Consider the following 16,202-nt stretch of genomic DNA (forward strand, 5'->3'; position numbering starts at 1 on the left):
AAGCAATGAGAATATTCCGCTTGCTCCGAGCGATTCAGGAAAGGCTAAGATAAGTGTCCGGATTAGCCCTAGTAATGAAAGGACTTAATTCTCCGACCGAATAAACATGAAGCAAATGCATGGCCCGGGTGCAAGCCGTGTAGAACAGCTTCCGCTCGGTCTCACGGGCATAGCAGGCCTTGGAACCGTCGTAAATAAGAACCGCATCAAATTCCACACCTTTAGCCAAATATGCGGGAATAACATGGATGCCCCGCTCGAAATTCAGGGTCGTCTTCTTAATCAGCTTAACCGAAGGGATCTCCTGAAGCACGTTATAGGCGGCAAGGCTCTCAGCTGCGGTCTTGCAAATGACCGCAATCGTCTCATACCCCTCAGCACGAAGCTTCTCAATATCCGAGATTACAGCCTGATGAAGTTCATTCCGATCAGCCACCTTATGAACTTCAGGCATTTCTCCGTCACGGTTAAATGCCTGAATTCGTTCTCCACCAGGGATCATCCCCTTGGTGAATTCAACAATCTGCCTGGTCGATCGATAGCTCCGCGTCAGAACAATCTGCTCGCTCTCCGCCTCACCGTAAAGATCGGACAGTACGGAGGACTGCTGAAGAACCGAGGCATGAGCATAAATAGCCTGGTTAAGATCACCGAGTGCCGTCATTTTGGCTCTTGGGAAGAGCCGTTTAAGGAAGAATAGCTGGAATGGCGAATAATCCTGAGCTTCATCAATAAAGACATGACGGATTGAAGTGTTGGATCGGAAGCCCAGAATAAGTTCCTTGAGATACAGCATGGGAGTTGCATCCTCGTAAGCAAGCTCGGTCTTCTTTAGCTTATTCAAAGTGAATCTGCTTATCTCGGACCAGTGATCCGGAAGAGCACCCTCATTCAGCTCCCGCATAAGGTCCGGCCGTTCAAACAGCTGGGCATACAGCTGCTTGTTATCGATGAAACGCAGAGCCTTTACCCACTTCCGAAGCGGCTTGAGTCTGCTGCTGACTACCATTTTGGCAAGGATCATCTTCTCACCCTCATAGTCATTGAAAGATTCACTCTTACGTCGATTATTCCGCCGCAACCGCTGATAGGCCTTCTGATACTCCTCGGTGTCTAACAGCTGAATTTGTTCTTCAACCCAAGGTTTATCCAGTTCACTCTTGGCAAATGCAGCGACTTCCTTCAGGAGCCATTCCTTCAATAGTTCACACCGGTTAGCCAGCCTTACCGATCGATCGAAGGCATAGAACCGGTCGTGAATGGCCGAGGCTCCCACAATCTCTTGCCCCCGGAACTGTAACGGCTTGAACCGCATCAGTTCTTGTTCCAGCTTATCCTTATAATTGTTAATCGCTTTGTAATATTGATGCGAGGATTTATAACGAATCCCTTCAATACGAGCCTCATAATCCTCCTCATCGTAGCGGGTGAGCACATATTCCAGCTGTTCAAAAGGATCCTCAAGCTGAAACTCACGGCCGATCCGGTGTTCAAGATACTCCTGAAATGTAGTCTGGCGCATATTCTCTTCTCCAAGCTCAGGAAGAACGGTTGATACATAGCTGTTGAACATGGTGTTCGGAGAGAATAGAATCACCTGCTCTGCCTTCAAATACTCCCTGTATTTATAGAGCAAATATGCAACGCGCTGAAGAGCTGCAGAAGTCTTTCCACTGCCGGCCGCACCCTGAACAATCAGCATCCGGCTCCGGTCATTACGGATAATAAGGTTCTGCTCCTTCTGAATTGTAGCCACAATACTCTTCATTTGTGCATCAGAAGAACGGCTGAGTACCTGCTGCAGCAGTTCATCTCCTATAGTCACACCTGTATCGAACATTAACTTGATCTCACGGTCACGAATGACATACTGTCTCTTGAGCTCAATAGTCCCATCAATTTGGCCAGATGGAGTCTGATACGACGCCGGACCGGGGGTACTATCGTAATATAAATTCGAGATCGGAGCCCGCCAGTCATAGACCAGAAACTGCTCATCCCTCTCGTCAAGGAGAGAAGCAATTCCAAGGTAAATAGCTTCGCTCTGCTCCCCCTCTTCCGCGAAATCGATCCTTCCGAAATAAGGAGACTGAAACAGCCGTTTCATTTTCCCCAGGGCAGCATAGGCATGAAGATGACTTCGCTCCCGATCGGACAGGATTTCGGACTGCTGGCGAAGGCTTGTGGACGTCTCACCTACGTCATCAGACTCGCTGAAGTTAATCGTAACTTCATCCCAGAAGTCCTTTCTCATTTCCACTACGTCTCCACGTACGCTGCCGACTTCCCGTTCCAGCCGTTTGATGCGCGTACCAATGAGATCCGTAACGTTACTTACCCGTGTCTGCTCTTCTTGCCAGTCCTGATCGGTTATACTCAATGTTTATTCGCCCCTTTTCCTGTGTCATTCACACCTATTGACAAACATACTCAAATGTGATAAAATTGATACAGGATTAATTTATTTAAAATTATGATTTTAGAGTCTAATTTTAATTTTAACAGTATCCCTTCCATTCTGCAAATCATTGGCGCCTGCTCGGAAGGCGCCGTATAATAAAGCCCCGCCAAACTGGCGGGACTTTTTTTTGACATTCGTCCGAATTATTCAGCCCTCCTCAGGCTTCTGCGCGGTATGATCCGATAGACGGTTCAGCCGCTCCAGCTGATGGCCGTAATCATACATCTCTGCCGAGACAATGGACAGCCTGAGCACGCCCACTCTTTTCTCTGCATAATGATCCAGCATCCGTCTAAGAAAATCATCATTCTCCTGTTCGAGCATCTCGGCTTCCAGGAAATTCGGCTTGAGCTTATCATCGAACTTAAGCAGAATGTGCTCGTGGAACCGGATTAGCCTCTCCAGATGAGCATCAAACTCCTGATTGATCGACTCAGGACGAACCGCCTGAAAGTAATGCTGTTCCACCGCATCCAGAACTTCATATCCTTTTCGCAGGGTATTCAGCATTTGCTTATAGACAACAAGCTTTCGGCTGTCACTGAACTTGGGTGTCTTCAGCTTCTTCAAGTCTTCTTCCATCAGCTTGAATTTATCCGTCAGTGAATTAATAGAGTCCTCCAGCTCCCGTTTTTCCTTACGGAATACCGTCTCTTTGATCTCATCGGAGATCACGGTCCGAAGCAGCAAAGACAGCTGATTAAAAGTCTGACTAATCTGACCTACGAACTGTACCCGAGGTTTGGGCGGGAATACTGCCATATTAATCACGAAGGCAGATACAATGCCTATAAGACTGAGTACAAACCGGTTAACAGCGAATTGCCATTGCCCAGAGGCTTCCATAACGGCGACTACAGTCACCAGTGTAATCCCAATAGTATCGCCCATATTTAACTTAAGACAAATCATAATAACGAGAATACATACCAAACCCACCGCAATCGGTTCCTTGGAGAATACACTTCCGGCCAGAAGCGCTAGTATAGCCCCCAGAGTATTGGTCTGAAGCTGGTCAATTAAATATCTCCATGACCTGTATATGGAAGGCTGCATTGCAAATATAGCTGCCACAGCGGCAATAACAGGTGATGATAAATTCAGCCACACGCTTAAATATAAAGCCAAAGTTACCGCTATGCCGGTCTTCAGCATCCTTGCTCCAAACGTCAAGGCTATCCCCTCCTGTTCTCTAAACGCCTTAACCAATCATTACCCCAAAATTTTATCTGATATTAAGCTTGCCTGGTTTATGAACTATGTATTTTGGTCCACACTTAGTAATGTCCCACTTGCAACAGCTCCCCATACTCCAACATGAAAAGGTGGAAGATCTATGCAGCAACAAAGATTATTCCGGCTTGTCCGTACACTCGCCGTTGTGTTCCTCACAGCAGGAGCCGCATGGGGTGCCTTTTCAGGCAAAGTATCCGCCCTGAGTGAACCCTATGCAGTTCGGCCGCCAGGTAGTGAGATCAGTCATGCGGACGGCAGGACCGGGAGACAACATGGCCATTTCTACGGACATTTGGTTCGCGAGACCGCAACCCTTCTCGGAATTCAATATGAAGCCGTAATCGCAGAGCTGAAAAAAGGGAAGTCCTTGCGCGAAATCGCCAAAGAAAAGAAAGGCTGGAGTGAAGCGGAATATGTCCTTAAGCTGAAAACCTCAATCTCAGCCCGAATAGATCAAAGTGTAGCATCAGGGAAATTAAGCCAGGACAAAGCGGACAAGTTCAAGACTCTTCTTCCGGATAAAATTCAAAAAGCTGTCAATCGAACCTGCAAAGGTAAGGCGGATAAGCCCCATCATGGAATGGGCATGAATCCAGTTCAGAATCAGATTAACCGCAAAATCAATTCATAAACGAAGCTGCCCGTAATGGGCAGCTTTTATTATACATACGTGAGCACAAAGATTTAATCTCAATCCAGCGTAGGGCCAAATCCTCCGCTGCGCTGGAACTCTGCCATGATGTCGAACTCATCCTTAAGCTTGGTATACAGCCGCTCATACATATAATAGAGCTGCAAGTACACCTCACTGTTCTTCAGATCCGGCTTATGTCTGTGGGTTATACGTACCCATGAACGAGTCTCGGCGAGAGAATCAAGATCACCTATGGCATACAATGCCAGGATAGCTGCCCCCATGGCAGACGCATCCGCTACTTCAGGAACCAACAGCTCCTTGCCCATCACATCCGACAGAATCTGACGCCACACTGCAGAACGGGCAAATCCGCCGGAAGCGATAATTTCTTTGGCTGGTCCTGTTAAGTCGCGAAGCGCGACACCAACAGAGAAGATACCCAGCACAACCCCTTCCAGAACGGCCCGGATAAAATGCTCCCGCTGGTGGCGGAGACTGATTCCGAAGAACGTTCCTCTAGCATTGGCATTCCAGTAAGGTGCCCTCTCACCCGTAAGGAAAGGCAGGAACAATAGCCCCTCTGAGCCCGCCGGGACCTTCTCGGCATATTGAATCATCAGATCATAAGGATCAATACCGAGCTTCTTCGCTACCTCGATCTCCGGTGAGGCGAATTGATCCCGCAGCCAGCGCAGCATAATCCCGCCGTTATTCGTTGGCCCCCCGACCACCCATTTATGATCAACAAAAGCATAACAGAACGTGCGGGCCTTCTCGTCGGTTACCGGTTTGTCTGTTACCGTTCGGATCGCCCCGCTGGTTCCAATCGTTACCGCGACCTCACCTGGCCCTGTGGCCGCAACACCGAGGTTCGCAAGAACCCCATCGCTCGCCCCCACCACAAAAGGAGTTCCCGCAGGAATCCCCATCTCCAGAGCATACGCGGACACCATCCCTGTGAGCACATGAGTTGTGGGAACAAGCTCGGGAAGCTGCTCCTTGGAGATATTCAACAGATCAAGCACATCTTGATCCCAATCCATTGTATCAAGACGCAGCAGACCGGTTGCGGAAGCCATCGAGTAGTCACTGATATATGTACCATAGAGTCTGTGCAGGATGAACTCTTTAATGCCAGCGAACATTCTCGTCTTCTCAAATAGCTCGGGCGCCTCTTCTTTCATCCATAATATTTTGGATAGGGGAGACATCGGATGGATAGGCGTGCCGGTTCGCAGATAGATCTCATGTCCGCCAAGCTCCTGATTTAGCTTCTCCGCTTGTCTCAAGCTTCGGTTATCCGTCCAGACAATTGCTTTCGTAAGCAGGTTACCATCAGAGTCCAAAGCGATCAGAGAATGCATAGCTGTACTGAGCCCGATGGCTTTGATCTTATAACCTTTGACCTTATCTTGTATTTGTACACGGCGGATGGACTCCACTACCGCTTGAAGAATCTGTTCAGGATCCTGCTCGGCATAGTCCGGTTTGGAATGACTTAGCGGATATTCAATTGCACTTGAAGCGAGAACCATCCCGCGCTGACCGAACAGAACCGCTTTCAGGCTGGTTGTTCCGATATCAAGCCCAAGTACAGCTTCGTTGTGCTGTAATGTCATAGCAACTACCCCTCATCATATATCAATTTCGAGAATCCTTAGATCAATTACCCGAAAATCGGCCTGCTGATCTATTATCCCTATCGCCGTGTACAGCTAATACATTGTACTGAAAATAAGGAGTGGATTTCAATGACATACAGAAATCGATGTGAATAAGACCCGATCATAACGGCTGTACCGCTTCACGATCGGGTCTTATCTATGGTACAGGGTTAATCTAACGGGGGATTCTGGGATCTTGACTTATCTTCCTCTATTACAGGGACCGCAGCTTGCAGCGCCGGCTGCGCGCCGACTCCCACAGGGACCTCAAGAATATCCAGGAAGAACATAAATACAGGTACACCTACGATGAGCCCCCATACTCCAAAGAAGTGCTCAGATACGAGCAGAATCGTAAAGGTATAGAATATTGGCAGATGGGTCTTGGAAGACATGAATTTAGGATTAAGAATATACGATTCAATAGCATGCAGTACCACAATCATGATGAGTACATAGATGATCTTGGTCAGACCGCCGATCTTGAAAGCAATCGCACAAAGTGGAATCAGGGACACGAATACGCCAAGTACGGGCACCAGACCAAGCAGGAAGATCATGAGCCCCAATGCAATCAGATTCGGGAACCCGAGAATCCATAGAAATACAGTTGAGAGAAGCGCGTTAGTTAATGAAATCAGGAACTGCACTTCGATAATTTTGCCAAAGGAATGAAGAAACTTCTTGCCGAAATACTGCAGCTCGTTGAAGAAGTATGAAGCCTTGCTCTCACTGAACTTGGATGTGAAGCGGACCACCTTTTCTTTCTCAAGGAGGAAGAACAAGCTGAGAATCAGAGCGATGAACAAGTTAAAGCTCCACTTCCCGATATCCGTTACCGTCTTGAGGATAAAGTCTAATCCTTTGTCTACATAACTCGCCAGATCAATTTTCTTAAGAGATTCCATAAGATAATCCACAACGACATTACTTGGAAGATCGACCGGAGGCTTGTTGTAGAAGGAGATCACCTGGTTCACGAGCTCATTAACTTCCGTAACAAGGACAGGCGAATACTTGTAAATGACGTACCCCACCAGCGAGAGGATGACCACATAAATAGAAGCGACTGTAAAGGTCTTGTTAAGCCTGACCGTCTTCTCCGTACTCTTGATAATAAACTTATGAAGCCGATTGATCAGATAGGTGAAGATAAATGTGATAAGAATTAAATTCAACATACTTCTGAAAAAATACAGTACTGCGATTAGAAACACGAGTGCAAAAAATCTCCGGATTCCCGGAACTTGAAACAGCTCCTTAAAAAAAGTCATTCAGCTATGGCTCCTTTTCCCCCATCTTTTTGTATAAATCTCCTATTCATCTTAGACAACAAAATTACATTTAATCAAGCAAACAGTCTCTTCCTATAACAATACGAACAAAATCCTTAATAGTAACATTATTTTATATAAAAAAGTTATTTTTTATGAAACCCTTGTGAGATGTTTATGAATAGGTGCGCTTGTTTATACGTATCAGTAAGGAGTGATAAGCATGGATCTGAAAAAGTATTTGATCAAACCTAAAGATAATTTCTCATTAAACAGCGCTAATCCGATGGACACTGGCACATTCAAAAGCAAAGAGGAGGCCGAGGCCGAGACGGATGGCCTTCGTAAAAGGCTGAGTGAGCTTCAGGATATACTTTATGCCGAGAAAAAGCACTCGGTCCTTATTATTCTACAAGGGATGGATACTAGCGGTAAGGACGGGACCATCAAGCACGTATTCTCAGGTGTAAATCCGCAGGGGTTTAGTGTGACGAGCTTCAAGAAGCCTACTGTGGAGGAAGTCTCTCACGATTTCCTGTGGAGAGTTCATCAGCATACGCCTGCCAAAGGCTACATTGCGGCATTCAATCGTTCCCAGTACGAGGATGTGCTCGTTCCATGGGTACATAAGACAGGGACAGAAGAGGCGCTCAGGCAGCGATTAAAGCATATTCAACACTTCGAGGACATGCTTGCGAGTGAGGGAACGAAGATCATCAAGATCTTCCTTCATATCTCAAAGGACAAACAGCTGCAAAAAATTCATGAGCGCATGGAAGAGCCACGCAAGTTCTGGAAATTCGATCCGACGGATCTGCTGGAGCGTGAATACTGGGATGAATACCAGAAGGCTTATGAGGAAGTCTTCGCATCCACAAGTACGAACCAGGTCCCTTGGTACTGGGTACCCGCCAATCAGAAATGGTTCCGAAATTATCTGGTTCTGCGAATTCTCGTACAAACACTGGAAAGTCTTAATCTCGAATACCCGCTTCTTCAGGCTACCAAGTCTGAAATTGCCCGCTATATGAACGAGAAATAACTGTCCGCCACCTAATGGAAGGAATGGGTTGCACTATATGATATCCAACTAACAAGCAGTGAGAAAGGCAGCCCACAAGGGCTGCCTTCTCTCTTATCTCATCAAATTGTCTTAACTAAACTGCACTGGCTTCACACAGACTGGCTTGGATACCTCGGCTGTCTGACCGGTGAAGGATAGCTGACCAGTCTCCTTGTTCACACGGAACACAGCCAGGTTATTGGAATCCCGATTAGCCGCAATAAGCAGGCTGCCGTCAGGAGTCAAGGCAAAGTGTCTTGGATGACCGCCTTCAGTGGATACATGTTCCACATAGGTTAGCTTTCCGCTGTCTTCATTAATTGAATAGACAACGATGCTGTCATGTCCCCGGTTGGACCCGTACAGGTATCTGCCATCCTTGGATACAGCGATTTCAGCCGTCGTATTCTCGCCTTGGAAATCTTCTGGAAGTGTAGGAACGACCTCCAGTGCCGTAAGCTTGCCTGCTTCCTCATTATAGCTGAATGCCGCAATCGTTGAGTTCACTTCATTGATCACATAGGCATACTTCGCGCTTGGATGGAAAGCCAAGTGACGAGGACCAGAGCCTGGTGGTAAATGGGTGTCTGCATGGAATTCAAGCGTACGATTTGCCTCATTAATAGTGTACGCGCGGACAATATCAATCCCGAGATCTGACACGAACAGGAAGCGTCCATCCGGACTGAAGAAGGCTGAATGCACATGCGGCTTGTCCTGACGTTCAGGGTCTGCTCCATGTCCCGTATGCTGCTTCGTATCTACGAGTTCGCCAATAGTTCCGTCTGTATTCAATGCAACGAGACCTACAGTACCTCCGTGATAACTGGATACAACCAGGTATTTATTGAGCTCGTCCCGGTTAATGTGACAAGTTGTGCTCTCCAAATTAACTTCCCGGTTCAGTTCACGAAGCTTGCCGGTAGAGGCATCAATTTGAAAGGATGCGGCAGCGCCCCCTTTGGTCCCCTTTACAGTCGCTTCAGTAAGGGAATAGAGCCTATGATTCTGCTCATCCACATTCAAAAAAGTAGGATTCTTCAGACCGGACACCTGATCCAGCTGTCTAAGCTCCCCTGTGTCTGTCTGCAGTTCATATACATAGACACCAGGACCTTCCGCCTCGGCGTACGATCCTATAAATAACATCAGTCGATTAGATGATGTAGACAATCTGTATTCCTCCTTATGTAACCGTCATTTGTACAATACAAGTGATCTAGTTCATTCCATATCATTCATATTGTTTCTCAATTTCGTATAAAAGTCCAGTCCTTACGTGTTATAGGCATCTGCCAGCATAGTTGCATTTGATATGCCCGGGGCTGCCGGCTGGATTGTCTTTTTGTATTTTTAGTACTGTATCACTATCTTAGCGCTACCCTTCTGCGTTCTCTCGCCGAGAGCCTGCACGCATCCAGCAGCTTCATGTTCTGAAGAGCGTCCTCCGGCAGGAAGAGCTGCGGCATATGGCCGAAGACCGTCCTACCGAAATCCTCGATCTGACGTACATATGCATTAATCTCTGCCTCTCGATATTCTTGCAGCTCCCCACTGGAGAACAGGTAATATCCAGACTGCTCCTTACCCGAAAAGGCATGCGGGATCTCAATCCGGCCTTCGGAGCCGACAATTTCGAGACAGCGCCGTTCCTCGGCCCACATGCCGCAGTCGAAAGTCATGGTTAACCCGTCCGCAAATTCCACAAGCCCGGTGGACATCATATCTACCCCATCATGCCTACCTGAGAAGAATGAATTCACAGTTACCGCCTCTGGCTCCATACCCGTGAAGAATCTTGCCGCACTAAGCGGATAGCCGCCAACATCATAGATGGCGCCCCCGCCCCACGCTGATTTAAACCTGATATTGTCAGCTTGATCCGGATTATTATAAGTAAAGGAGGCTCTAATTACACGCAGATCTCCGATTCCGCCCCCGGCTACCAGCTGCTGAGCGCGCCTAAGAACAGGATGATGCCTGTACATCATCGCCTCTGCAAGCAGCACCCCGGCATCCGAGCAAGCTTTAACCATAAGCTCTGCCTCCCAGGCATTCAGTGCAATGGGCTTCTCGCAGAGCACATGCTTGCCCGCCTCAGCCGCCTTTATCGTCCATTCCTTATGAAGGTGATTGGGAAGAGGAATGTACACCGCCTGCACAGCGCTGTCTTCAAGCAGCTCCTCGTAGCTGCCGTAAGCCTTTTGCACCTCAAATTGGTCAGCTAGAGCGCGACTCTTCTCTATTCCACGACTTGCCACGGCCTCTATCCTTCCATTAGAGGATTCCATAATAGCCGGCATGATACAGTCACGGGCAATGCCTGCACAGCCCATAATTCCCCAACGGAGCTGCTCATCCATTAGTTAGCCTCCACTTCTTCAGAATCACCTTGCACGTTCGGTGGTTAAATATATTTATTAGCATAAACCGACAGCACAGGGATGAAACACACACTTTAATTATGATAAGGTATCTTTATGCCAGTAACATTGCATCAAAGTTCTCTAAAATATCTAACAATCCTATTACATATTTCAGGGAGTGACAAAAGATGAGAAACATTAAAGTAGGAATCATTGGTGGTGGGGGGATTGCTGGCGCGCACGCCAAAGCCTACCGTAAGCTGCCATTTGTTGAGATCATAGCAGTCGCAGATATTACGCCTGGCCGAGCTGAACAGTTCGCCGAGAAGTATAATCTCAAGGAAACACGGGCTTTTACCGATTACATGGAAATGCTCAAGATAAGTGAATTAGACGCGGTTAGTATATGTACGCCAAATGTATCCCATCACCAGATCTCCATAGATGCCTTAAGGGCAGGCAAGCAGGTCCTTCTTGAGAAGCCAATGTCGGTCACTCTGGCCGAGGCGATTGATATGGTGAATGTGTCCAAGCAGACCGGAGGCATGCTGTCCATCGGATTCCAGCCCCGCTACGACCCCAACATGAAGCTGTTGAAAGATATCGTAAGCTCTGGCGAACTCGGCCAGATCTATTATGTCGAGACAGGCGGAGGCAGACGCCGGGGAATGCCGGGCGGTACCTTCATCAACAAGAAGCTTGCAGGGGCGGGCGCTATGGCCGATGTAGGCTGCTACTCTCTGGATCTGGTTCTGAATACGCTGAATCACCCCAGACCTTTGACAGTATCTGCCTTCACCACGAACCACTTCGGAACCAACAAACGGTATCATCCGGAAGCTGACAAATTTGAGGTCGAGGACTTCGGCGTTGCGATGATCCGGTTCGAGAATGATATGGTGCTTCAGTTCAAAATTTCGTGGGCCATGCATATGGACACCCTGGGACCAACCATGTTCCTTGGAACCGATGGCGGCTTGAAGGTAACCCCCCAGGGTATTGGACCATGGTCAGGTGTTTGGCAGGGCAAGGTAGGCTCCATGCAGCTGTTCCAGGATGATAACATGGGTCATTTGTCTAGAGACATCCTTCTCAAGGACGATGAGGTCAACCTCTTCGATGAGAAGGTGCGCGACTTTGCCGAAGCTGTCCGGGATGGCCGCCCAGCGCCGATTCCCGGAGAAGAGATTTTAATCCAGCAGGCTATTATTGACGGGGTGCTGCGTTCCTCCCAGGAACGCAAGGAGGTTAGCATTGAGCTTCCCCATCACATCACCCTCCCTTCGCAGCAAGGGTGATCACACCAAAGAAGAGCATCTCCCAAGTCCTGCTTGGAGATGCTCTTCTTTGTGCCAATCGTTTGCACTTAGCGAGTATACAAATTGCCCAAAAAAAATTGTGAAAAATGTGAAAAAACAGTTCCCGAAGAGGTCATTTTATGTTAATCTGATAACGCTTCCATAGATCTTTTAAAGGGGGATTTGGATGTTAAAAATGAGCAGCGGAGTGCCGTCGCGAAATGTGTATGAAGAATTCAATCCTAAGCTGGACGCGTACTATTTCAAAATAGGTAGCTATGGCCTGATCAGCTTTCACGGAAGGAACTATACAATCAAAAAGAGAATGTCTTCCGCTGACAAAGCCACGCTCTTATCCGACTCTTCTTTCTATCGTATTTCCTCTAACTTCTATGTCAACCTGGACAAAATCACTCATATTGAGAACCAGGCACTCTACTTCAAAGATAAAATCTCGGGTGACAAGTGCATTCCGGTATCACGCAGAACTCAGGAACAAGTACGGCGCATGATCATCAAGCTGAACCACATCGCCATCTAAGTTGGCAAATGAAGAAAGCCGTCCTCGCTTATGGAGAGACGGCTTTCAGCATGTTCTTGTGCCAAGGAGGAGCTTAATGAGCTGGTGAAGCTGATTAATAACCAGCATCAAAAATAAACGTAGAGCAGGCAGTTAATAACCGCCTGCTCTACGTTTATTTTATTTTTTGATATATAGCCGTGCAGATTCTTCCCAAATTTCACCCTTAGCCAGGCTGAACAAACCGATCTCTTCAGCCGGAAGAGTGGATTTAGGCGCATTCACAAGGTTCATTTGAGGCTCAGGACAGAAGAAACCTTCGGTAGCTCCATTATTCCAGACCATCCACTGCTTGTACGAGGTTCCCACATCATACACTAGAGTTACTCCTTGCTTCGTATCCGTCAGTTCCATCCGGTTCCGTCCGTTACGCGGTACAGCGGTATAATGGTTGTCCATGGAGGCGAAGAAAGGATTCACGCCGCCTTCTTTGAGCTTCTCCTCATCGGAAGTCAGCTTCTGATACTCCCCAGTCGGCAGCATACGTTCATTCAGCTCCCAACGCTGGCCGATCGTAATCTCAGTCTGGTAATCCTTCGCGTTACCTCCCGCAACGAACGGAGCATTGATCGCCGTATGGAATGCGATCAGACATGGCAGCGGTTCTTCTCCATCATTCTTCACACTAACCTGCTGGGACAATCCGTCTTGTCCAAGGGTATAGCGCATTTTCACCGTAAATTCAAACGGAAAAATCTTGTAGACAGGATGATCTGGATTGATGGTTACTCTAACCGTAACAAAACTTTCAAGCTCAGTCTGCCCAAATTGTTCAACCTCCCACGGAATCGTATGCAGGAATCCATGCAAATGATTGCCGGTAGCCGGCTCATTAATTGGCAGCTGATACGTCTTGCCATTCCACGGAAATTGACCATCCTCATACCGATTCGGTGGAAAAAGAATAGGTATGCCATATGTACCGGGGCCTTGTCTAAAGACCTCCATCTCATCCTCACCAGGCTCTCGCAGGATACGGTAGCCGTTCTCATGATCGCGGAATGCGATCATATTCCCTCCGACTCCAGGTACCAGCGCAGCCTCGTATTGCCCGGCTTTTAGCCAAATCGCCGGCTCGCCCTGGTATTTCCCTTCATAAGCTTTAACTTCAGCCATCAGTATGAACTCTCCCTTCATGTGTGCGCAGTTTTGAATTATAGATCTCTTGTCATTTTACCAGATTCCTTGGATGTAAGCGCAAGTAAACTAACCCTCAGTATCCGACTTGTCCCTCCCTTCATATCCATGTATAATAAGTATGCAAACATATGTTTGCATATCAAATCTACTATATTCAGTCAGGAGGAAGATATGAAAGGAACCAGTCATCTGGCTATTGGTACAGCCATCGGGGCTGCAGCCGCAGCTCATTATCCATTCTCCCCGAAGAGTGCTGTTCTCTATCTGGCGGTCTCATCTTTCTCTGCACTGAGTGCTGACCTTGATGGTCCCAGCATGCTTAGCTCCAGAATCGGCAAGCTATCGCATACCATACGGGGTCTTCTTTTGTGGTCAGGGTTTATAGCCACCTCTATACTTATCTATCAATACTTCTCCCTTGGTGCTGTCTATCCGGAATACACAGCGGCCTCATTAGCCCTCTTCATGCTGGGACTGCTGACCAGAGAAGGGATGATCCGCAATACACTCATTACCGTTATCGGCGGGGGATTTATCTATGCCGCTTTTCTGTGGCAGATGTACTGGCTTGGAGGGCTAGGCCTGTTCATTGCTATCGCCCCATGGCTCAAGCATCGGGGTATGACGCATACGGTATGGGCGGTAATCCTGTGGGGTATGATTGGGCAAGGCCTAGAGAATCAGCTCCAGCTCCCGGGAATTATGACTGTCGCCACACTTGGCTACCTGTCCCATCTTATAGCAGATACACTTACTCCGAGCGGAGTGAAGTGGCTGTATCCGATTTACAAGAAACCCTTCAAACTGCGTTAGTAATCTGGCACTCACACTCAGCTCAGGCATCCAACATTACAGCCAAAGCCGCCTGCCGTCCTCGGATAGGTCAGCTTTGGCTATTGAAGTCCTGTCAGATTCGTTACTTTACGGCTCTGTTGTGCTCCCTCGCGTCTCTTGATGTAAACGCTGTCCGTATCCACAACAAGGTGATATAATTTCAAGTAACCAAACGATTTGGAGGGATTAATGACAATGGATTACCGTATTGAGAGAGACACAATGGGTGAGATCAAGGTTCCCGCGGACAAGCTGTGGGGAGCACAGACCCAGCGAAGCAAAGAGAACTTCCCGATCGGGATTGAGCATATGCCAATTGAGGTCATTAAAGCTTTTGCCATTCTTAAGAGAAGTGCCGCACTCAGCAACCAGAAGCTTGGAAAGCTCTCTGAAGTGAAGGCTGCTGCCATCGCCAAGGCCGCAGACGAAATTGAGGCAGGCCGCTGGGATAACGAGTTCCCTCTCGTCGTTTGGCAGACAGGAAGCGGAACCCAGTCCAACATGAACGTTAATGAAGTTATCGCTCACCGCGGCAATCAGCTGCTTGAGGAACAAGGGTCTGAGGAACGCCTGCATCCTAATGACGATGTGAATATGTCTCAAAGCTCCAACGACACTTTTCCAACCGCCTTACATATTGCCGGAGTTATTGCTGTGGAGGATCAATTGCTGCCTGCGATCCTTAAGCTTGAGGATACCTTCAAGCAGAAATCCGAACAATTCAAAGATATAATCAAAATTGGCCGTACTCACCTTCAGGATGCTACACCTCTAACTCTGGGACAAGAGATTAGCGGGTGGCAGCATATGCTGGAGAAGAGCCGCCGGATGATCTCCGAAAGTGTGCAGTATATGAAAGAACTTGCAATTGGCGGAACCGCGGTAGGTACAGGAATCAATGCCCATCCTGAATTTGGCGACAGATCTGCTCAAGAGATCAGTGCTTCCACAGGCAAGTCATTTACATCAGCCGCGAACAAATTCCATGCTCTTACGAGCCATGATCAAGTGGCCTATACCCACGGAGCAATCAAAGCGCTTGCTGCAGATGTAATGAAGATTGCCAACGACATACGCTGGTTGGCCAGCGGACCTCGCAGCGGTATCGGTGAAATTACAATTCCTGAGAATGAACCGGGCAGCTCAATTATGCCTGGTAAAGTGAATCCTACGCAGTGTGAAGCGATTACGATGGTCGCAGCCCAGGTGTTCGGCAACGATGTAACGATCGGTTTTGCCGCCAGTCAGGGAAATTTCGAGCTTAACGTATTTAAGCCAGTCATTATATATAATTTCCTTCAATCCACAAGACTTCTTGCTGACTCTCTCATTGCATTCAACGATAACTGCGCAGTTGGAATTGAACCGAACTATGAGAAGCTGGAGCATAACCTGAAGAATTCTCTGATGCTGGTAACTGCCCTCAATCCATACATTGGCTATGAGAATGCAGCCAAGATCGCCAAGCTTGCCCATAAGATGAACCTTACTTTGAAGGAAGCTGCCCTGCAGACAGGTCTTCTAACCGAAGAACAGTTCGATCAATATGTTAGACCAGAGAACATGATCAATCCCAAATAATCTTCTGCCATGATGATATTTAAGATCACTTACCTATCGGGCGGCAATAAGGTTAAAGGGTACCTGTG

13 protein-coding genes are annotated in these 16,202 nt (G+C 47.7%); 6 read left to right on the plus strand and 7 right to left on the minus strand.

Going from position 1 to position 16,202, the window contains the following annotated elements; translation table 11 throughout:
- Positions 1 to 34 precede the first annotated feature (34 nt).
- Positions 35 to 2,380, minus strand: a complete 2,346-nt coding sequence (gene helD, locus ACRRNK_RS15035) for an RNA polymerase recycling motor HelD (RefSeq protein WP_433943533.1) — start codon at positions 2,378 to 2,380, stop codon at positions 35 to 37.
- Positions 2,381 to 2,608: 228 nt separating this feature from the next.
- Positions 2,609 to 3,634 carry an aromatic acid exporter family protein gene (locus tag ACRRNK_RS15040; protein WP_433943534.1) on the minus strand — a complete coding sequence of 342 codons (1,026 nt, stop codon included), beginning with the start codon at positions 3,632 to 3,634 and terminating at the stop codon, positions 2,609 to 2,611.
- Positions 3,635 to 3,797: 163 nt separating this feature from the next.
- On the opposite strand from ACRRNK_RS15040, the gene ACRRNK_RS15045 reads away from it, so the two are divergent.
- Positions 3,798 to 4,328 (plus strand): hypothetical protein, encoded by a 531-nt coding sequence (locus ACRRNK_RS15045; RefSeq protein ID WP_433943535.1) that lies wholly within the window; start codon positions 3,798 to 3,800, stop codon positions 4,326 to 4,328.
- 59 nt (positions 4,329 to 4,387) lie between these two features.
- Here the strand turns inward: ACRRNK_RS15045 and ACRRNK_RS15050 are convergent, their stop codons facing one another.
- Complete coding sequence (locus tag ACRRNK_RS15050; protein WP_433943536.1) at positions 4,388 to 5,953, minus strand: gluconokinase; 1,566 nt, start codon at positions 5,951 to 5,953, stop codon at positions 4,388 to 4,390.
- Positions 5,954 to 6,168: 215 nt separating this feature from the next.
- The gene (locus tag ACRRNK_RS15055; RefSeq protein ID WP_433943537.1) at positions 6,169 to 7,272 is read right to left on the minus strand and encodes an AI-2E family transporter; all 1,104 of its coding nucleotides are present in this window, start codon (positions 7,270 to 7,272) and stop codon (positions 6,169 to 6,171) included.
- Positions 7,273 to 7,495: 223 nt separating this feature from the next.
- Here ACRRNK_RS15055 and ACRRNK_RS15060 point away from each other — a divergent pair, with 223 nt between their 5' ends.
- On the plus strand, positions 7,496 to 8,314 hold the full coding sequence (locus ACRRNK_RS15060) for a PPK2 family polyphosphate kinase (protein ID WP_433943538.1): 819 nt from the start codon (positions 7,496 to 7,498) through the stop codon (positions 8,312 to 8,314).
- A 111-nt stretch (positions 8,315 to 8,425) separates the two neighbouring features.
- On the opposite strand, the gene ACRRNK_RS15065 is transcribed toward ACRRNK_RS15060, so the two are convergent.
- Both ACRRNK_RS15065 and ACRRNK_RS15070 read right to left on the minus strand, forming a co-directional pair.
- Positions 8,426 to 9,484, minus strand: a complete 1,059-nt coding sequence (locus tag ACRRNK_RS15065) for a lactonase family protein (protein WP_433946909.1) — start codon at positions 9,482 to 9,484, stop codon at positions 8,426 to 8,428.
- 218 nt (positions 9,485 to 9,702) lie between these two features.
- Positions 9,703 to 10,698, minus strand: a complete 996-nt coding sequence (locus ACRRNK_RS15070) for a Gfo/Idh/MocA family protein (protein WP_433943539.1) — start codon at positions 10,696 to 10,698, stop codon at positions 9,703 to 9,705.
- A gap of 191 nt (positions 10,699 to 10,889) precedes the next feature.
- On the opposite strand from ACRRNK_RS15070, the gene ACRRNK_RS15075 reads away from it, so the two are divergent.
- The gene (locus ACRRNK_RS15075) at positions 10,890 to 11,999 is read left to right on the plus strand and encodes a Gfo/Idh/MocA family protein (protein ID WP_433943540.1); all 1,110 of its coding nucleotides are present in this window, start codon (positions 10,890 to 10,892) and stop codon (positions 11,997 to 11,999) included.
- Between the two features lie 187 nt (positions 12,000 to 12,186).
- Positions 12,187 to 12,540, plus strand: coding sequence for a LytTR family transcriptional regulator DNA-binding domain-containing protein (locus ACRRNK_RS15080; protein ID WP_433943541.1), 354 nt, complete (start codon positions 12,187 to 12,189; stop codon positions 12,538 to 12,540).
- Positions 12,541 to 12,699: 159 nt separating this feature from the next.
- Here the strand turns inward: ACRRNK_RS15080 and ACRRNK_RS15085 are convergent, their stop codons facing one another.
- Positions 12,700 to 13,695 carry an aldose 1-epimerase gene (locus ACRRNK_RS15085; protein ID WP_433943542.1) on the minus strand — a complete coding sequence of 332 codons (996 nt, stop codon included), beginning with the start codon at positions 13,693 to 13,695 and terminating at the stop codon, positions 12,700 to 12,702.
- A gap of 195 nt (positions 13,696 to 13,890) precedes the next feature.
- On the opposite strand from ACRRNK_RS15085, the gene ACRRNK_RS15090 reads away from it, so the two are divergent.
- On the plus strand, positions 13,891 to 14,532 hold the full coding sequence (locus ACRRNK_RS15090; RefSeq protein WP_433943543.1) for a metal-dependent hydrolase: 642 nt from the start codon (positions 13,891 to 13,893) through the stop codon (positions 14,530 to 14,532).
- Positions 14,533 to 14,748: 216 nt separating this feature from the next.
- Positions 14,749 to 16,134 carry a class II fumarate hydratase gene (gene fumC / locus ACRRNK_RS15095; protein WP_433943544.1) on the plus strand — a complete coding sequence of 462 codons (1,386 nt, stop codon included), beginning with the start codon at positions 14,749 to 14,751 and terminating at the stop codon, positions 16,132 to 16,134.
- Positions 16,135 to 16,202 lie beyond the last annotated feature (68 nt).

Origin of the sequence: Paenibacillus sp. SN-8-1 (assembly GCF_050995535.1) — a bacterium.
Taxonomy (GTDB): domain Bacteria; phylum Bacillota; class Bacilli; order Paenibacillales; family Paenibacillaceae; genus Fontibacillus.

Coding starts and splice junctions, on each gene's coding strand:
- ACRRNK_RS15045 (WP_433943535.1), top strand. CDS start 3,798: ATGCAGCAACAAAGATTATTCCGGCTTGTCCGTACACTCGCCGTTGTG.
- ACRRNK_RS15050 (WP_433943536.1), bottom strand. CDS start 5,953: ATGACATTACAGCACAACGAAGCTGTACTTGGGCTTGATATCGGAACA.
- ACRRNK_RS15055 (WP_433943537.1), bottom strand. CDS start 7,272: ATGACTTTTTTTAAGGAGCTGTTTCAAGTTCCGGGAATCCGGAGATTT.
- ACRRNK_RS15060 (WP_433943538.1), top strand. CDS start 7,496: ATGGATCTGAAAAAGTATTTGATCAAACCTAAAGATAATTTCTCATTA.
- ACRRNK_RS15065 (WP_433946909.1), bottom strand. CDS start 9,484: ATGTTATTTATAGGATCGTACGCCGAGGCGGAAGGTCCTGGTGTCTAT.
- ACRRNK_RS15070 (WP_433943539.1), bottom strand. CDS start 10,698: ATGGATGAGCAGCTCCGTTGGGGAATTATGGGCTGTGCAGGCATTGCC.
- ACRRNK_RS15075 (WP_433943540.1), top strand. CDS start 10,890: ATGAGAAACATTAAAGTAGGAATCATTGGTGGTGGGGGGATTGCTGGC.
- ACRRNK_RS15080 (WP_433943541.1), top strand. CDS start 12,187: ATGTTAAAAATGAGCAGCGGAGTGCCGTCGCGAAATGTGTATGAAGAA.
- ACRRNK_RS15085 (WP_433943542.1), bottom strand. CDS start 13,695: ATGGCTGAAGTTAAAGCTTATGAAGGGAAATACCAGGGCGAGCCGGCG.
- ACRRNK_RS15090 (WP_433943543.1), top strand. CDS start 13,891: ATGAAAGGAACCAGTCATCTGGCTATTGGTACAGCCATCGGGGCTGCA.
- fumC (WP_433943544.1), top strand. CDS start 14,749: ATGGATTACCGTATTGAGAGAGACACAATGGGTGAGATCAAGGTTCCC.